Here is a 13,799-nt window from a genome sequence, read left to right as displayed (position 1 = left end):
AGTTTGCCCAGGACGGCACTATCCTCCACTCACTGCGCGATTCTGACAGCCTCGAGTTGCGCAACGCATATTTTCATCATAAGCAGTCGGGTTTGTTCCGCGAGGACGGGAATATCCCGCCGATATGGGCAAAAGGGACCGGCCAGGATGCTGTGCGGATCGCATGGCAAGGATGTGCACCTGTCGTTCACCCCGTCATTATCCGAGGAATATATCCGGGGGTTGGAAGTGCAAAAGGACTTTCTGCACGAGTGGGGCTATTTTGCGAACGATTTCGATATCAGGGATTGGATAGTGCATGAGCCGCTGGAAGCCGCCAGAAAACTGGTGGAAGCACAACAGAAGTTTGCCAATTTCCCTGACAAAATAGATTCTTAGAAGCGGTATTTAATTTTTAACTGGAGGATGTGAAATGAGTGAAAACCTATCCGAAATCGACTTGGTGTCTTATGTGGACGAAGCCAAGGCCGATGCAATCCATGCATTCAACGTATTGCGTGAGAACGGCACCTTGTCTGCGAGCCTGACCTTCCATATCTCCCACAAGATTCCAGGCCACGACAAGCTTTTGCATATCCGCTTCCCGGGAGGACTTGCGCGTGACCAGACCCCCAGTCTGCGTATCAGCAAGTTCTCCGAGGAAAGCAGCCATATCCTGAACGAATCGCGCCTGGATGCGGACACCGCCATCCATATCCATACCAATTTCCTGTCGGCATGGTCGCTGGCGCACAAGCCGTTCCCGATCCTGTATGTCGCCGCGGCCCGCCATTTGCTGGCGCGCGAAATCCCCAACCACCTCGACCGTACGCGCAGTGTCCTGGATGTCATCAAGGAACGCTTGGATAAGCACCCTGAACTGGCACCTCCTCCTGCGTTGTTGGAATCCAATGGCGGCGTCAATTTCTGGGGCAAGGGCATCATCCGCACTTCGGAGCTGATCCTGTTCGTGGAAGAGGCCGCGCGCTACCAGGCGATCGCCGAGCAGATCGGCGGCGCCCAGCACTACACGCCAGGCGCACTGGAAGTACAGTGGAAGCGCACTGGCTTGCTGGAGAAGGCCAAGGCATACAGCGGCCGTTATCTGGAAGATATCGCCTAAGCGTCCAGCTTAGAAGACATAGCCGGACTAGGGTCAACAGGCCTTGGTGCCCAGCTTTTTATATTTAAGAGAGCCTCCATATGAGTGACAACAAGCGCCAATTGATCCTGAATGTATTCCTGCTCCGCTACGGGCACCATCCTACAGGCTGGCTGCATCCGGTCTGGCAGGAAAACGGCCGCCCGGACTTGCAATGGTGGATACGCGCCGCGAAGATCGCGGAGGAGGCAAAGTTCCATACCTTCTTCGTGGCCGACTTCATCGGCCGTTCAGGCGAGCTGACGCCGCAAGCGGCCAAGAACCCGTCCAACTTTCATTTCGAGCCATTCACCTTGCTTTCCGCGATTGCGACGCAGACCAAGAATATCGGCCTGGTCGCCACGGTCAATACAAACTTCTCCGAGCCCTATAACATCGCCCGGCAGTTTACCTCGCTTGATCATATCAGCGGCGGCCGCGCCGGCTGGAACGTGGTGTCGTCCTTGAATCCCGCCACGGTGAAGAATTTCGGCATACAGGATAATCGCTCGCACGAGCAGCGTTACGAGCGCGCGGAGGAGTATGTGAACTTAGCCAAGGCATTATGGGACAGTTGGGACGACGATGCATTCGACCATCCCGACAGGAACGCCGGCTACTTCTATGACCTGGCATCCGCACACCCGGTGAGCTTCAGGGGCAACTATTTCTCTTCCGAAGGCTTGCTGGATTATCCAAGGCCGATCCAGGGATATCCCGTATTCGTGCAGGCGGGCAACTCGGATACCGGCAGGGAGTTTGCCGCGCGCGTGGCGGAAATGACCTACAGCTCGGCAACCTCGCTCAAGGTGGCGCAGGATTACTATGCCGACGTCAAGAGCCGCATGGCGAAATACGGCAGGGCGGAGGACCAGCTCAAGATTACCCCGGGCCTGAACGTGGTGGTGGCGGAAACCGACCAGGAGGCGCAGGACAAATACGGCGAGCTGCAGGAGCTGGTGGATTTCAGCGACCTGGAATTCGGCGGTTTCGACCTCTCGCAATATCCCCTGGACGGCCCGTTGCCGGACTTGCCCTACGACGCGGGCGAGAACGGGCGCGGCCGCTTCCAGCAGCAACTGGAGCTGGCCCGGCGCGAAAACCTCACCATCCGCCAGCTGGTGCTCAAGTTCCGGGTGGCGCGCGGCCACATCCAGGCCATCGGCTCGGTAAAAACCGTGGCCGACTTGATCGAGCAATGGTTTGTGGAGAAGGGCGCGGACGGCTTCAATGTCGTGCCGCCTTACTCGATTAAGGGGCTGGAGGACTTTGCCCGTTTGGTCGTGCCAGAGCTGCAACGCCGCGGCATCTTCCAGAAGGAGTACAGCGGCAATACCTACCGCGAAAGGCTGGGGCTGGACCGGCCAGCGAATCCCAACACCCAGGCTTCGCCGGAAGCATTGCGCGCTTAAGGTGAAAGCCGGGAGCTGCATAGCTCCTGGTTTTAAGGCATCATTCTGCGCTTTGAACAGCGTACCTTTAGAGCCGCCAACCAAGCTTAGCGATTCTGTCTAACCGTCCTGCCAAAAGCAGCAGTACAAGTGGTACGGCAAGGCCGGCAGGATTTTATTAGCGGCTCCTGGGCAATAAGGGAATCATGCCTGCTTATGAATTAGTCGTGTTTGACTGTGACGGAGTGTTGGTCGATAGCGAGAAAATCACCAACCGGATATTTGTCGACGTATTGAACGAGGAGGGCATACCTGCCCGGATCGAGGAAATGGCCAGGCATTTTGTCGGCCATTCGCTCGAACAGTGCATGGACATTATCGCCCGCATTTATGGCCGCAGGCCGGGTGCGGATTTTCTTGCCCGTTACCGGCACAGGCGCGATGCCGCATTGCGCGACGGCTTGCAGCCCGTCGCCGGTGTAGAACAGGTGCTGCGGCAGCTACAGTTGCCGCACTGCGTGGCTTCCAACAGCAGTGCCGCCAAAGTGCATGAAATGCTGGATATCACCGGCTTGCTGCCTTATTTCAACGACAGGATATTCAGTGCCGCCGACCTGGGCAGGCCGAAGCCTGCGCCCGACGTCTATCTCAAGGCGGCAGAAAGCCAGGGAGTCAAGCCTTCAGCCTGCCTGGTAATCGAGGATACCGATGTCGGCGTTGCGGCGGCGGTCGCCGCAGGCATGCGGGTATGCGCCTATACCGGCACCATGGCAGCCAGCAGATTGCTGGAGGCAGGCGCGGAGCAGGCGGTGGATGACATGCTGCTTTTGCCTGACATCATCAGGCGTGGTTACGGATAGGATAAACCGTAGTTTTGCACAGAAAGCGTTGTTGAAAATGGACCGGATGAGAATGTGGCAACCTAATGCTGAGTAAAAATGAACTTTATTGAAAAATTAGAGAAATCCTGGGAGGAAAGCAATTCATTGTGTGCAGCTAGACCCTGACTTGTTCGGGTTTCCTTAGCACATTAACAAGCCAAACAGACGCGATATTTGGCTTTTTAAAGGACATTGTCGACGCGCCTCATGATATTGGGGGTTGCCTTAAAGCCGCGAGCGCTGGTCAAGGCAGGCCTGACTGAACGGCACCGGTTTGATTATCAGTGCTTTCCGGCAATCCTATAAGCTTTCCAAGGCCCCGATTACGCTGAGGTCGCTCGCTCCGTGACAATCGATTTGAAAGACAGCATTAATCTTCACAGGTCAAAAAAAGTCCGTAACCAAGTCTTGTTTAATCGAGAGATGGCTGCTTATGGAGCAGCAACTGTTTATTTTGGAGCAAATTAAAGGGCTAAAGTGTTTTTATGTAAACAGTTCGGGCCGCGAATATGCCTCCCTCAAGTCCAGCATTAAAATCCAGTGCAATGTGAATCTGTGAAATAAGCTAAAGGATTCAAACCTCTGCAAATTTCCATAAAATAATTGTGGGAATTAAAGGCGAATGGCATGGTTTCTGCGATAAGTATGATGATCTAAGTAGAAATATCGCGGAGATATGCATGACAGTTAAATTTTTCTGGCAAGCGCCGACCTCAGGGGATGGGCGCTATGCCGACGCCGAGAAACGCATCCGGGGCGAACGGGCCGACAGCCGGCCTTACTTCCTGCCGGGCGTGACCGATCCTCGCGGCCAGCGGTTCAATTATTTCGACCATTTGCACCAGATCGCCAAGGCGGTAGAACTGGCCAAGTTCGACGGCATCAAGGTCAGGAACGACCCTGAGGGCGACGAATCCTGGATCGTCGCCGGCTACCTCAGCCGCGCGACGCGCTACTTGACGGTGCTGGCCGAGTTCGACGCATCTCGCGGCTCGGCGGTCTATGCCGCCAAGAATGCGGTGAGCTACCAGCGCTTTACCGAAGGCCGTTTTGCCTGGCAAATCGGCGTGGAGCCCGACGAGGCGAAGCGCAGGCAGCAGGGCGACTTCGCGGCGCAGGAGGATTTGTATCCAAGGGTGGAGGAGTTTGTCACCGTGGCCCGCAACGTCATCACCACGACCGGGTACGATTTTGACGGCCGCTTCTTTCAGGTATTGCAAGGCGGCTTCCAAGGGCCGCTTTCCGGCCAGAAGGTTCCTCCCATCTATCTATCCGGCGAGACGGACGAGGCATATGCCCTCTCAGCCAAGCTTGCCGACGTGCATGTGCTGGAAGCGCAGCCGCTGGACGAAGTCGCAAGGAAAGTCTCGCTTTTACGCAACCAGGCAAGCAAGCAGGGCCGTACATTGCAAATCGGCCTGCGCGTCGATGTGCTGGCGCGCGAAACCGAGGAGGAAGCGGTATTCGACGCCAAGCGTTATGCCGAACAGACCGGTCAGCAAGGCGGTAACAGTAATACCGCAGGATTATGGCAAGGTTTGACCACAGTCAGCACCGGCGCAAGCGCCGTGCTGGTCGGCAGCTTCGAGCAAGTCACGGAACAGCTGGCCGCGCTGGCGGAAGCGGGCGTCGAGCAGTTCATCCTGGGCGCCGTCCCCAGCCTGGAAGAGGCCTACCGCATTGGCGAGAATGTCCTGCCGCCGCTGCGTTCCCTGATAAACGGCGCCAGCCGGCGCGCAGCCTGATAGAGGAGTCGATATATTATGGCAATTGATGTTTTCTGGAGAATTCCAACGCACGGCGAGCCAAGCTCGTTGCGCAACAAGCTGCACCACCGCGGCGACTGGTCGCAGCAGCAAGGCGACCATATCGTGCAGAAAGGCCTCAGCGGCGACCATGGCGACGGTTTCAACAACCTCGACTATATCGCCGAGGTGGCGCGTGCCGCCGAAATATCGGGCTTTCAAGGCGGTTTGATCCCTTCCTTCCCGATGACCGATGAGCCGTGGGCGATTTCTTCGTTCCTGGCACGCGAGACCAGCACTTTCCGATTCATGATCGCGTTCCAGCCCGGCTTCCTGAACCCGGTCGTGGCCGCGCGCATGACGGCTAGCCTGCAACGCGCCACCGGCGGCCGTGCCCTTTACAACGTGATTACCGGCGGCGGAGGCCCTGCCCAATTGTGGTGGGGAGACGTGGCACCGCACGACGACCGCTATGCGCGCACGACAGAATTCCTGGACGTATTGCGCGGCGTATGGAGCGGGAACAGTTTTTCCTACCAGGGTAAGTTCTACCAGGTGGAGAATGCGGCGCTGCCGGCCCAGCTCTTGGGTCAGGACTTTCCTGAGATTTACTTCTCCGGTTCCTCTGATGCTGCCCTAGCTTCCGCTTCCAAGCATGCGGACTATTACCTTTCATGGCTTGAGCCTTTCGACCAGTTGCGCGACAAGTTCGACCGCGTGAAGGAACGCACCGCCGCATTGGGCGGCAAGATCAAATGCGCAGTGCGCGTGGACATCATTGCCCGCCGTACCGAGGAGGAGGCCTGGCGCGAAGTTCAGCGCGGGTTTGAAAACCTCGATGACGCCGCGCGCGAGCGCTACAAGCGTTTCGCCCAGCAAACCGGGGATTCCGTCGGCGCCAACCGCCAGCGCAGCAATGCGCCGAAGGAGCTCAACGATTACCGCGACTTCATCATCCACCCCAACGTCTGGTCCGGCCTCAGCCTGCTGCGCGGCGGGCAGACCCAGGGCATCGTCGGCAGCTACGAGCAGGTGGCCGAGCGCCTGGACGACCTGGTCAGGCTCGGCGCGGATGCTTTCATCCTCGCCAGCACGCCGCACCTGGAAGAAGCTTACCGGGTAGGGGAGGAAGTGCTGCCGCTGGTGCGCGGCCATGATAGTGCGCCTGCTTTGCGCGCAGTCGGCTAACCTTCTACCGTCGCTCAAGAAAACCCCATGCTGCGGCATGGGGTTTTTACGTTTCCAGGCGGTCAAACCCGCAGTCACAACGTAGCTGATACTTTATGCCTGGCTGATAAAATCAAAACTTTGCCCACTACATCGCATATGCATCCTCTTCGACGGTTATTTAACCACGCCCGCCAATACCGGCGCGATGCGTGGATCGCTTCCATCTATTCCCTGCTGAACAAGATTTTCGACATCCTGCCCGAGATCCTCATCGGCGTGGCGGTCGATGTCGTCGTCAACCAGAAGGCTTCCTTCCTGGCCGGGCTGGGCATCGCGGAGCCGCGCGACCAACTGCTGCTGCTTGCGGCATTGACCGTGCTGATCTGGGTGGGGGAGTCCCTGTTCCAGTACCTGTATGACGTGCGCTGGCGCAACCTCGCGCAGAACCTGCAGCACGACTTGCGCATGGAGGCCTACCAGCACGTGCAGCAGCTCGAGCTTGCCTACTTCGAGCGCAACCGCAGCGGCAACCTGCTGGCCATCCTCAATGAGGACATCAATCAGATGGAGCGCTTCTTCAATGGCGGATTCAACAGCCTGATCCAGGTGTTCTTTGGCTCAGTGATGGTAGGCGGGGTGTTCTTCTTCCTCACCAAGAAACTGGCGTTTCTCGCATTGATACCCGTGCCGTTCATCCTCTATGGCGCATTCTGGTTCCAGTCCCGCCTTGCCAGGCGCTATACCTCGGTCAGGGAGGCGGCTGGCGCCTTGGCTACACGCCTCAACAACAACCTGCTCGGCATTGCCACCGTCAAGGCCTATGCGGCAGAGGAGATCGAGTCCCAACACATCCGCAGCGCCTCCGATGCCTATCGCCAGAAGAATGCGGATGCCATCCGCCTTTCCGCCGCGATCACGCCTGTGATCCGCATTGCGATCCTGGCAGGCTTTACCGTGACCTTGCTTTACGGCGGCTTCATGACCTTGAATGGCGAGCTGGGCGTGGGAAGCTATTCCGCGTTGGTCTACCTGACCCAGCGCCTGCTGTGGCCGTTGACCGGTCTGGCCGAGCTGACCGACCTTTACCAGCGCTCGATGGCTTCCATCCAGCGCGTAATGAATTTGCTGGATTCGCCATTGGCGATCCAGTACGGCGGCAAGCCCCTGGGCCTGGATTCGGTAAAAGGCGACATCCGCTTCGCGGGAGTGCGTTTCGCCTACGATGCCCAATCGGGCCAGCCCGCGCTTGATGGGTTTGACCTGCATATCCCGGCCGGCAAGACCGTGGCATTGGTGGGCGCGACCGGCGGCGGAAAGAGCACGATCACCAAGCTGTTGCTGAGGTTTTACGACCCGCAGCAAGGCCAGATCCTGCTCGACGGGGAGAATATTGTTTCCCTGGATCTGCAGCAATTGCGCCGCGCGATTGGCTATGTTGCGCAGGACACCTTCCTGACGGATGCGAGCATTGCCGAGAACATTGCCTACGGGCAGCCTAATGCGGGTATTGATGCGATTATCGCCGCCGCCAAGGCTGCCGAGGCCCACGAGTTCATTGAGCGTCTGCCGGAGGGTTACGACACTCAGGTGGGCGAGCGCGGCATGAAGCTCTCGGGCGGGCAGCGCCAGCGCCTGGCCCTGGCGCGCGCCATCCTCAAGAATCCGCCGATCCTGATCCTCGACGAGGCGACTTCCGCGGTGGATAACGAAACCGAGGCCGCCATCCAGCGCTCGCTCAACAAACTGGTGGTGGGGCGTACCAGTATCATCATCGCGCACCGATTGTCCACTGTACGTCATGCGGATTGCATCCATGTGCTGGAACACGGCCGGATAATCCAGTCGGGAAGCCATACAGAATTGCTGGAAAGCGGCGGGCCTTATGCAGAGCTTTGGAAATTGCAAACGGGTGAGCTCTGAAGAAAAAATAGATTGCTAAAGTATTGTGTTTTCATTTGCCAGTATATATTTGATTTACTTCTTGCCTGATAGCTGATACGGCAAATTGCGCTGCTATTTTTGCCGCCAAGGCCAAGTTGCCTGGGTCTGCAGGCTGGCCTTCCTGCGCCAGCGCATGATTGCCGTCCACAATGGCAATACGCGCGGGGTTGGGCTTAGTTCCCAGGTAGCCGTACAGGTCGGAAGTCACGCAGACGGGATCGGCATTGCCGAGCAGCCACAGGCTTGGCCTGGTCTCGTCAGCGGCATTTGCATATTGCTGCGCAAGCCCTGGGGGCGTTCTGCATACGGGCGTCAGCAATATGGCCGCCTTGAGTTCCGGATCAGCCTGAAATACTCTCCAGCCGATAATCGAGCCCAGCGATTTGCCTGCCACGGCGATGCGTTGCTTGTCTACCCAGGATTGCTGCTTGGCATAGGCGATGGCCGTTTGCATATCCTCGATTTCCGGCTGTCTATCAAGCGAGGGCTTGCCGTTTTCCCTGTCTTGCACGTGGTATGCCCAGTTGAAGCGGATGGTAGCAAGGCCGGCCTCGGTCAGCTGTCTGGCAACCTGCTCCTGCAGGGGCTGCCTGGCGTCATAGTTGGAACCCGAACCCAGGATCACGGCAGGGAAGGGCCCGTGGCCGGATGGCTTGTCCTCTATGATTTCAATTGTAGTGCCGCGCGGCGTTGTCAGTAAAAGGCTGCTTCCAGCATTGGCCGTGGTTGAAAGCAGCAGGCTGCCGGACAAGGCCAGGAGTAATTTCGAAAAAATGCCCATATTAGCCCTGCGCTTGATCGCCGGAGCGCAGCTGTGCTTCGGCAGCAAGCGCCGCCTGCACCGCCTGGTGGCTCAGATAGCGTTTGTGATAGGCATGGATCGCAGGGTATTTGTCTTTAGCCTCGATATCGGCCCGCGGCAGCCAGCCGAGGAACACGCCAAGATAAGCGTCTGCGATCGTGAAACGCCCGTCTACCAGCCATTGATCCGTCACAAGGCGTTTTTCCACGTGGGATAATAGCCTGTTGAGCCGTTCCAGGCCTTTCTTGCGCACTTGCTGTTGCGCCTCATGGTGATCGGCAAACAACTCCGGGCGCGTCACCGGCCTGAACGCAGGGTGGATGTCCGAGTTGGCGAACCCTAGCCATTCCTGGATATGCGCGCGTTGCAGGCTTCCTGCGGGTGCAAACAGATTGGCCTCAGGCTTGCTGTCAGCGAGGTAGGGAAGGATGGCGGCATTCTCGGTAATGACATCGCCGTTTTCGAGTTGCAGTGTGGGCACTCTACCCAACGGGTTGATATCGTAGATCTGGGAGTCTGCCTGGCGTAAGGCGACGCGTACAAGCCGATGAGGAATATCCAGGGCTTTGAGGGTCACAATCGCCCCCAGGGAACAGGCGCCTGGAGAAATATACAATGTTGTCATCATGCGTCCTTAGATTGTTTTGCAATAACCTCGGGAATATGCAGAAAATGTGCCGGTAGCTAAGCTATTGATCGTACGGGGCAGAGCTGTTGAATTTCGAGCTTTGGTGTTTTAATTAGAACAGATTGGCGCCTAGGTGTTTTATTGGAAACAGTTTGGCAACGGCAGGTATGCCTGACTACGGTCGCATGTTAGAATCTCGTGCAAGCCGGTGTTACGGCTGTTTTTTCGTCCAGTTTTTGTTGATTAATCAAGGATTTTTAAATGAGTCAAATTATTATCGAGCACAACCCGAGTGAAGAAAAACTGAAGGAACTGGGTGTGGCAAACTGGTCCATCTGGGAAAAGGAAGTGTCCAAGTTCCCGCTGGACTTCGGCATCAAGGAAACCGCATACGTGCTGGAAGGTGAAATCCTGGTAACGCCAAAGGGCGGCGAACCTGTTCGCATCGTTCCAGGCGACCTGGTTGTATTCCCTGTCGGCCTGCAAAGCAGCTGGGAAGTTGTGAAGCCGCTGCGCAAGCACTACAAGCACGGTTAATTTCGCACTAACCGCACAATAAAAAAGCCCCGTCTAAGACGGGGCTTTTTTATTGTAGCTACATCTATATTCCAGGCAGGTTAAAGCTGCGAGCGGAGCGAGTCTTCCAATGCCGTCAGGACGTCGGGGTTCAAGCGGTGTCCCGATTGGTCGGAAATCAGGAAAGTATCCTCGGCGCGGTTGCCGAGCGTATTGATTTTCGCAGTATGCAGGCGGATATGGTGTTGCTGCAGCACATGGGCAATGCGCGACAGCAGGCCCGGCCTGTCGTTGGTGGCGATGTCCAGTACGGTGTTGGGGCTTTCGGCTTCCTGCGCGATGGTGAGTTCGGGCTTGATCGGCATGTGTTTTACCTGGCGGCTGATGCGGCCTTGCACCGGCGCATCCGGCGGCGCCTGGCTGAGCAGTTTTTGCGTCAGCTCGTATTCGATAAAACTTAATAAGTCACGATAAGTTATTTTTTTATCTGACTGATCCAGAACCAAAAAATTATCAAGCGCATAGCCATGCTGGGTGGTGTGCACCTTGGCTTCCACGATGTTGTAGCCCAGCCGGCCAAAGAAGCTGCAGATGCGGACAAATATGTCGGTCTTGTCGGGCATGTAGATCATGGTCTGGATGCCGTCGCCAGCCGGGCTGAGCCTGGCGCGTACGATCGGTGCCTGGGTATCGATGTGGGTGAGCAGCAGCCGGGTGTTCCAGGCGATCAGCTGCGCTTCGTGACGCAGGAAGTAGGCGGGACCCAGTTGCTGCCATAGCGGCTGGTAGGCTTGCTCCACCACGCCATAATAGCTGAGGATTTCCTTGGCTTGCTGCTGGCGGGCGCTGAGCTCCTCGCTCAGGTTGCTTCCACGCAGGATGCGCTGGGTGGCGCGGAACAGGTTTTCGAGCAGGGAGCCTTTCCATGCGTTCCATATCTTCGGGCTGGTGCCGCGGATATCGGCTACGGTCAGCAGATATAGCGCAATCAGACGGTATTCGCTGCCTACATAATGCGCAAATTTTTCCACCACTGCGGGGTCGGATAAGTCGGACTTCTGCGCCGTGCTCGACATGACCAAATGGGCCTCGACCAGCCAGGCTACCAGCTCCCCGTCTTCAACCGGAAGGTTGTGCTGCTTGCAGAAGCGGCGGGCATCGACGGCGCCAAGCGTGGAATGGTCTCCGCCGCGGCCTTTCGCGATGTCGTGGAAAAGGGCGCCTAGGTACAGCAGGTGGGGCTTGGGGAACTCGCGTAGCAGCCGGCTGCATAATGGAAATTCGTGCGCGAACTCGGCCAGTGCGAAACGGCGCAGGTTGGCCAGCACGTTGAGGATATGCTCGTCCACGGTGTAGACATGGAACAGGTCGTGCTGCATCTGGCCCGATACGCGGCCGAAAGCAGGGATATAGCGCCCGAGCACGCCGTAGCGGTTCATGAGTTTCAGCGTATGGGTAATGCCTTTGGGCTGCTGCAATATCTGCATGAACATCGCCTTGTTCTTTGCGCTGGCGCGGAACTGAGGCGTGATTTCATGCTTGGTGCGGTGCAATGCGCGCAGCAGCTCGGCGCCCATGCCCTTGAGCTCGGGGTGCTGCTGCAGGACGAGAAAGCTTTCCAGGATGGCGGAAGGCTCATCGTAGAGCAGGGTCGGGCTTTTGGTTTCCAGCAGGCCGTTGACAGCCTCAAAGCGGTTGTTGAGGCTGACGACGGTGTGCTGTTCGGGATAGATGCGCTCGCGCAGCACCTGGAGCAGGATTTCGTTGATCAGGCCCACGAACTTTGCGCTTTGGTAGAAGCTGTGCATCAATTGCTCGCTGGCGCGCCTGCGCTTGGTCGTGACCAGGCCGAGCTGGGATGCCAGCTCGTTCTGGAAGTCGAATAGCAGGCGGTCCTCGCGTCGGTTGGCCAGGTAGTGCAGGCGCGTGCGCAACATCTGCAGGTTGCGTTCGTGGCGCCGCACTTGTTGCGCGGCATGCTTGGACAGGATGCGGTTCTTGACCAGCTCGCGCCAATTGCTGCCAAGATTGAGCGCGCGCGCAATCCAGATGATGTTCTGCAGGTCGCGCAGTCCGCCCGGGCTTTCCTTGATGTTGGGCTCGAGGTTGTACGCCGTATCGTTAAAGCGGGCATGGCGGCGGTGCTGTTCTTCCACCTTGGCTTCAAAAAACTTGGCGACATTCATGACGGATGCCACAGCCTGGAGGAAATCGCCATACAAGGTAGCGTGGCCATCCAGATAACGAGCCTCAAGCAGGTTGGTCTGTATTGTGACGTCGCCTTGCGCCTCGACGACGCACTCGGTCAAGGTGCGGACGCTGTGGCCGATGGCGAGCCCGGTATCCCACAGGACGCCGACCAATTCCTCTATCTTGCGGTTGGTCGATGCGGAAGCCTCGCTATTCAGCAGGATCAGGATGTCGACATCGGAGTAGGGAAACAGCTCGCCGCGGCCGTAACCGCCGACGGCGATCAGGCAGGCCTCGGCGTCCAGTTCGAAAGCCTGCCACAACGCACGCAGCACGCGGTCGGTCAGCGCCGCCTGGGCTTGCAGCAGGCGGCTGACATTGGGTTTGTGCAGGAATTCCTGCTTCAGCGCATGTTGCCCGGCTTGCAACTGCTGGCGCCATTGGCGTGCAAGCGTATTGTCTGCGCGTGCGGCGGGTTGCATGCTGCTTATTTGATGAAGGCGGGGGCGGGAGGCGTGCCTGCGGAAACGGTCAGCACTTCATATCCGTCGTCGGTCACCAGCACGGTATGCTCCCATTGCGCGGACAGGCTGTGGTCCTTGGTGACAATGGTCCAGCCGTCGCCCAGTTGCTTGATGTCGCGCTTGCCGGCATTGATCATGGGTTCTATGGTGAAAATCATGCCCGGCTTCAACACGGCGCCCTTGCCGGGCTGCCCGTAATGCAGCACTTGCGGGTCCTCGTGGAAATTCTTGCCGATGCCGTGGCCGCAGAATTCGCGCACGACGCTGAAGCCTTGCTTCTCGGCATAGGTCTGGATGGCATGGCCGATATCGCCCAATGTCGCGCCTGGCTTGACCTGGTCTATGCCCAGCCACATGCATTCATATGTAATGTCCGACAGGCGCTGGGCCTGGATGGAGATGTCGCCGACATGGAACATGCGGCTGGTATCCCCGTAATAACCGTCCTTGATGACGGTGATGTCTATGTTGAGGATGTCGCCGTTCTTCAATACCTTGGCTCCGGGGATGCCATGGCATATCTGGTGGTTGACCGAGGTGCAGATCGATTTCGGGTACGGGGTGTGGCCGTGGGGCGCGTAGTTGAGGGGGGCCGGGATGGTTTTCTGCACGTTGACCATGTAGTCGTGGCATAGCTCGTCGAGCTTGCCTGTCGTGACGCCGGCTTGAATGTGCGGTGTGATAAAATCCAGGACTTCGGCGGCCAGTTTGCAAGCCACGCGCATTTTCTCGATATCTTTTTCTGTCTTGATGTTGATTGCCATTGTATTGCAAGGCTTGCGCCCAGGTTTTCCTTGAGTTCGTACAGTTGCTTATGGTAGCATACCGCACCCATTTGGCAGGAATAATGCTTGCCGGCTGGAATCCCGCAGCCTGCCGCGACGGCAAGGC

Annotated in this window: 12 protein-coding genes; 8 read left to right on the top strand and 4 right to left on the bottom strand. The window is 57.6% G+C overall.

Annotated features, from left to right (window positions below; translation table 11 throughout):
- Positions 1–147: 147 nt before the first annotated feature.
- The 7 genes from ACKF11_RS08305 to ACKF11_RS08275 all read left to right on the top strand — a co-directional run bounded on the left by ACKF11_RS08305 (position 148) and on the right by ACKF11_RS08275 (position 8,227).
- Positions 148–378, top strand: coding sequence for a hypothetical protein (locus tag ACKF11_RS08305; protein WP_407996674.1), 231 nt, complete (start codon positions 148–150; stop codon positions 376–378).
- A 34-nt stretch (positions 379–412) separates the two neighbouring features.
- Complete coding sequence (locus tag ACKF11_RS08300) at positions 413–1,102, top strand: class II aldolase/adducin family protein (protein WP_407996673.1); 690 nt, start codon at positions 413–415, stop codon at positions 1,100–1,102.
- Positions 1,103–1,182: 80 nt separating this feature from the next.
- A complete protein-coding gene (locus ACKF11_RS08295) occupies positions 1,183–2,532 on the top strand; it encodes an LLM class flavin-dependent oxidoreductase (RefSeq protein WP_407996672.1) in 1,350 nt (449 codons plus the stop codon).
- Between the two features lie 185 nt (positions 2,533–2,717).
- Positions 2,718–3,371, top strand: a complete 654-nt coding sequence (locus ACKF11_RS08290) for an HAD family hydrolase (RefSeq protein ID WP_407996671.1) — start codon at positions 2,718–2,720, stop codon at positions 3,369–3,371.
- Between the two features lie 701 nt (positions 3,372–4,072).
- Positions 4,073–5,137, top strand: coding sequence for an LLM class flavin-dependent oxidoreductase (locus ACKF11_RS08285; RefSeq protein ID WP_309565354.1), 1,065 nt, complete (start codon positions 4,073–4,075; stop codon positions 5,135–5,137).
- An 18-nt stretch (positions 5,138–5,155) separates the two neighbouring features.
- The gene (locus ACKF11_RS08280) at positions 5,156–6,325 is read left to right on the top strand and encodes an LLM class flavin-dependent oxidoreductase (protein WP_309565353.1); all 1,170 of its coding nucleotides are present in this window, start codon (positions 5,156–5,158) and stop codon (positions 6,323–6,325) included.
- A 138-nt stretch (positions 6,326–6,463) separates the two neighbouring features.
- Complete coding sequence (locus ACKF11_RS08275) at positions 6,464–8,227, top strand: ABC transporter ATP-binding protein (RefSeq protein WP_407996670.1); 1,764 nt, start codon at positions 6,464–6,466, stop codon at positions 8,225–8,227.
- A 31-nt stretch (positions 8,228–8,258) separates the two neighbouring features.
- Here the strand turns inward: ACKF11_RS08275 and ACKF11_RS08270 are convergent, their stop codons facing one another.
- On the bottom strand, positions 8,259–9,029 hold the full coding sequence (locus ACKF11_RS08270; RefSeq protein WP_407996669.1) for a dienelactone hydrolase family protein: 771 nt from the start codon (positions 9,027–9,029) through the stop codon (positions 8,259–8,261).
- A gap of 1 nt (position 9,030) precedes the next feature.
- Positions 9,031–9,678 (bottom strand): glutathione S-transferase family protein, encoded by a 648-nt coding sequence (locus ACKF11_RS08265; protein WP_407996668.1) that lies wholly within the window; start codon positions 9,676–9,678, stop codon positions 9,031–9,033.
- A gap of 261 nt (positions 9,679–9,939) precedes the next feature.
- On the opposite strand from ACKF11_RS08265, the gene ACKF11_RS08260 reads away from it, so the two are divergent.
- Complete coding sequence (locus ACKF11_RS08260) at positions 9,940–10,215, top strand: cupin domain-containing protein (protein ID WP_309565349.1); 276 nt, start codon at positions 9,940–9,942, stop codon at positions 10,213–10,215.
- An 80-nt stretch (positions 10,216–10,295) separates the two neighbouring features.
- On the opposite strand, the gene ACKF11_RS08255 is transcribed toward ACKF11_RS08260, so the two are convergent.
- The gene (locus tag ACKF11_RS08255) at positions 10,296–12,866 is read right to left on the bottom strand and encodes a [protein-PII] uridylyltransferase (protein ID WP_407996667.1); all 2,571 of its coding nucleotides are present in this window, start codon (positions 12,864–12,866) and stop codon (positions 10,296–10,298) included.
- Positions 12,867–12,871: 5 nt separating this feature from the next.
- The gene (map, locus tag ACKF11_RS08250) at positions 12,872–13,672 is read right to left on the bottom strand and encodes a type I methionyl aminopeptidase (protein ID WP_407996666.1); all 801 of its coding nucleotides are present in this window, start codon (positions 13,670–13,672) and stop codon (positions 12,872–12,874) included.
- Positions 13,673–13,799: the final 127 nt, after the last annotated feature.

The organism is Methylobacillus draconifructus (assembly GCF_045984385.1).
Lineage (GTDB): Bacteria > Pseudomonadota > Gammaproteobacteria > Burkholderiales > Methylophilaceae > Methylobacillus > Methylobacillus flagellatus_A.
This window is presented reverse-complemented; position numbering and strand designations above follow the sequence as displayed.

Excerpts from the sequence above, each read along its gene's own strand:
- ACKF11_RS08280 (WP_309565353.1), top strand. The coding sequence starts at position 5,156 with ATGGCAATTGATGTTTTCTGGAGAATTCCAACGCACGGCGAGCCAAGC.
- ACKF11_RS08275 (WP_407996670.1), top strand. The coding sequence starts at position 6,464 with ATGCATCCTCTTCGACGGTTATTTAACCACGCCCGCCAATACCGGCGC.
- ACKF11_RS08260 (WP_309565349.1), top strand. The coding sequence starts at position 9,940 with ATGAGTCAAATTATTATCGAGCACAACCCGAGTGAAGAAAAACTGAAG.
- ACKF11_RS08295 (WP_407996672.1), top strand. The coding sequence starts at position 1,183 with ATGAGTGACAACAAGCGCCAATTGATCCTGAATGTATTCCTGCTCCGC.
- ACKF11_RS08305 (WP_407996674.1), top strand. The coding sequence starts at position 148 with ATGCTGTGCGGATCGCATGGCAAGGATGTGCACCTGTCGTTCACCCCG.
- ACKF11_RS08290 (WP_407996671.1), top strand. The coding sequence starts at position 2,718 with ATGCCTGCTTATGAATTAGTCGTGTTTGACTGTGACGGAGTGTTGGTC.
- map (WP_407996666.1), bottom strand. The coding sequence starts at position 13,672 with ATGGCAATCAACATCAAGACAGAAAAAGATATCGAGAAAATGCGCGTG.
- ACKF11_RS08285 (WP_309565354.1), top strand. The coding sequence starts at position 4,073 with ATGACAGTTAAATTTTTCTGGCAAGCGCCGACCTCAGGGGATGGGCGC.
- ACKF11_RS08270 (WP_407996669.1), bottom strand. The coding sequence starts at position 9,029 with ATGGGCATTTTTTCGAAATTACTCCTGGCCTTGTCCGGCAGCCTGCTG.
- ACKF11_RS08255 (WP_407996667.1), bottom strand. The coding sequence starts at position 12,866 with ATGCAACCCGCCGCACGCGCAGACAATACGCTTGCACGCCAATGGCGC.
- ACKF11_RS08300 (WP_407996673.1), top strand. The coding sequence starts at position 413 with ATGAGTGAAAACCTATCCGAAATCGACTTGGTGTCTTATGTGGACGAA.
- ACKF11_RS08265 (WP_407996668.1), bottom strand. The coding sequence starts at position 9,678 with ATGATGACAACATTGTATATTTCTCCAGGCGCCTGTTCCCTGGGGGCG.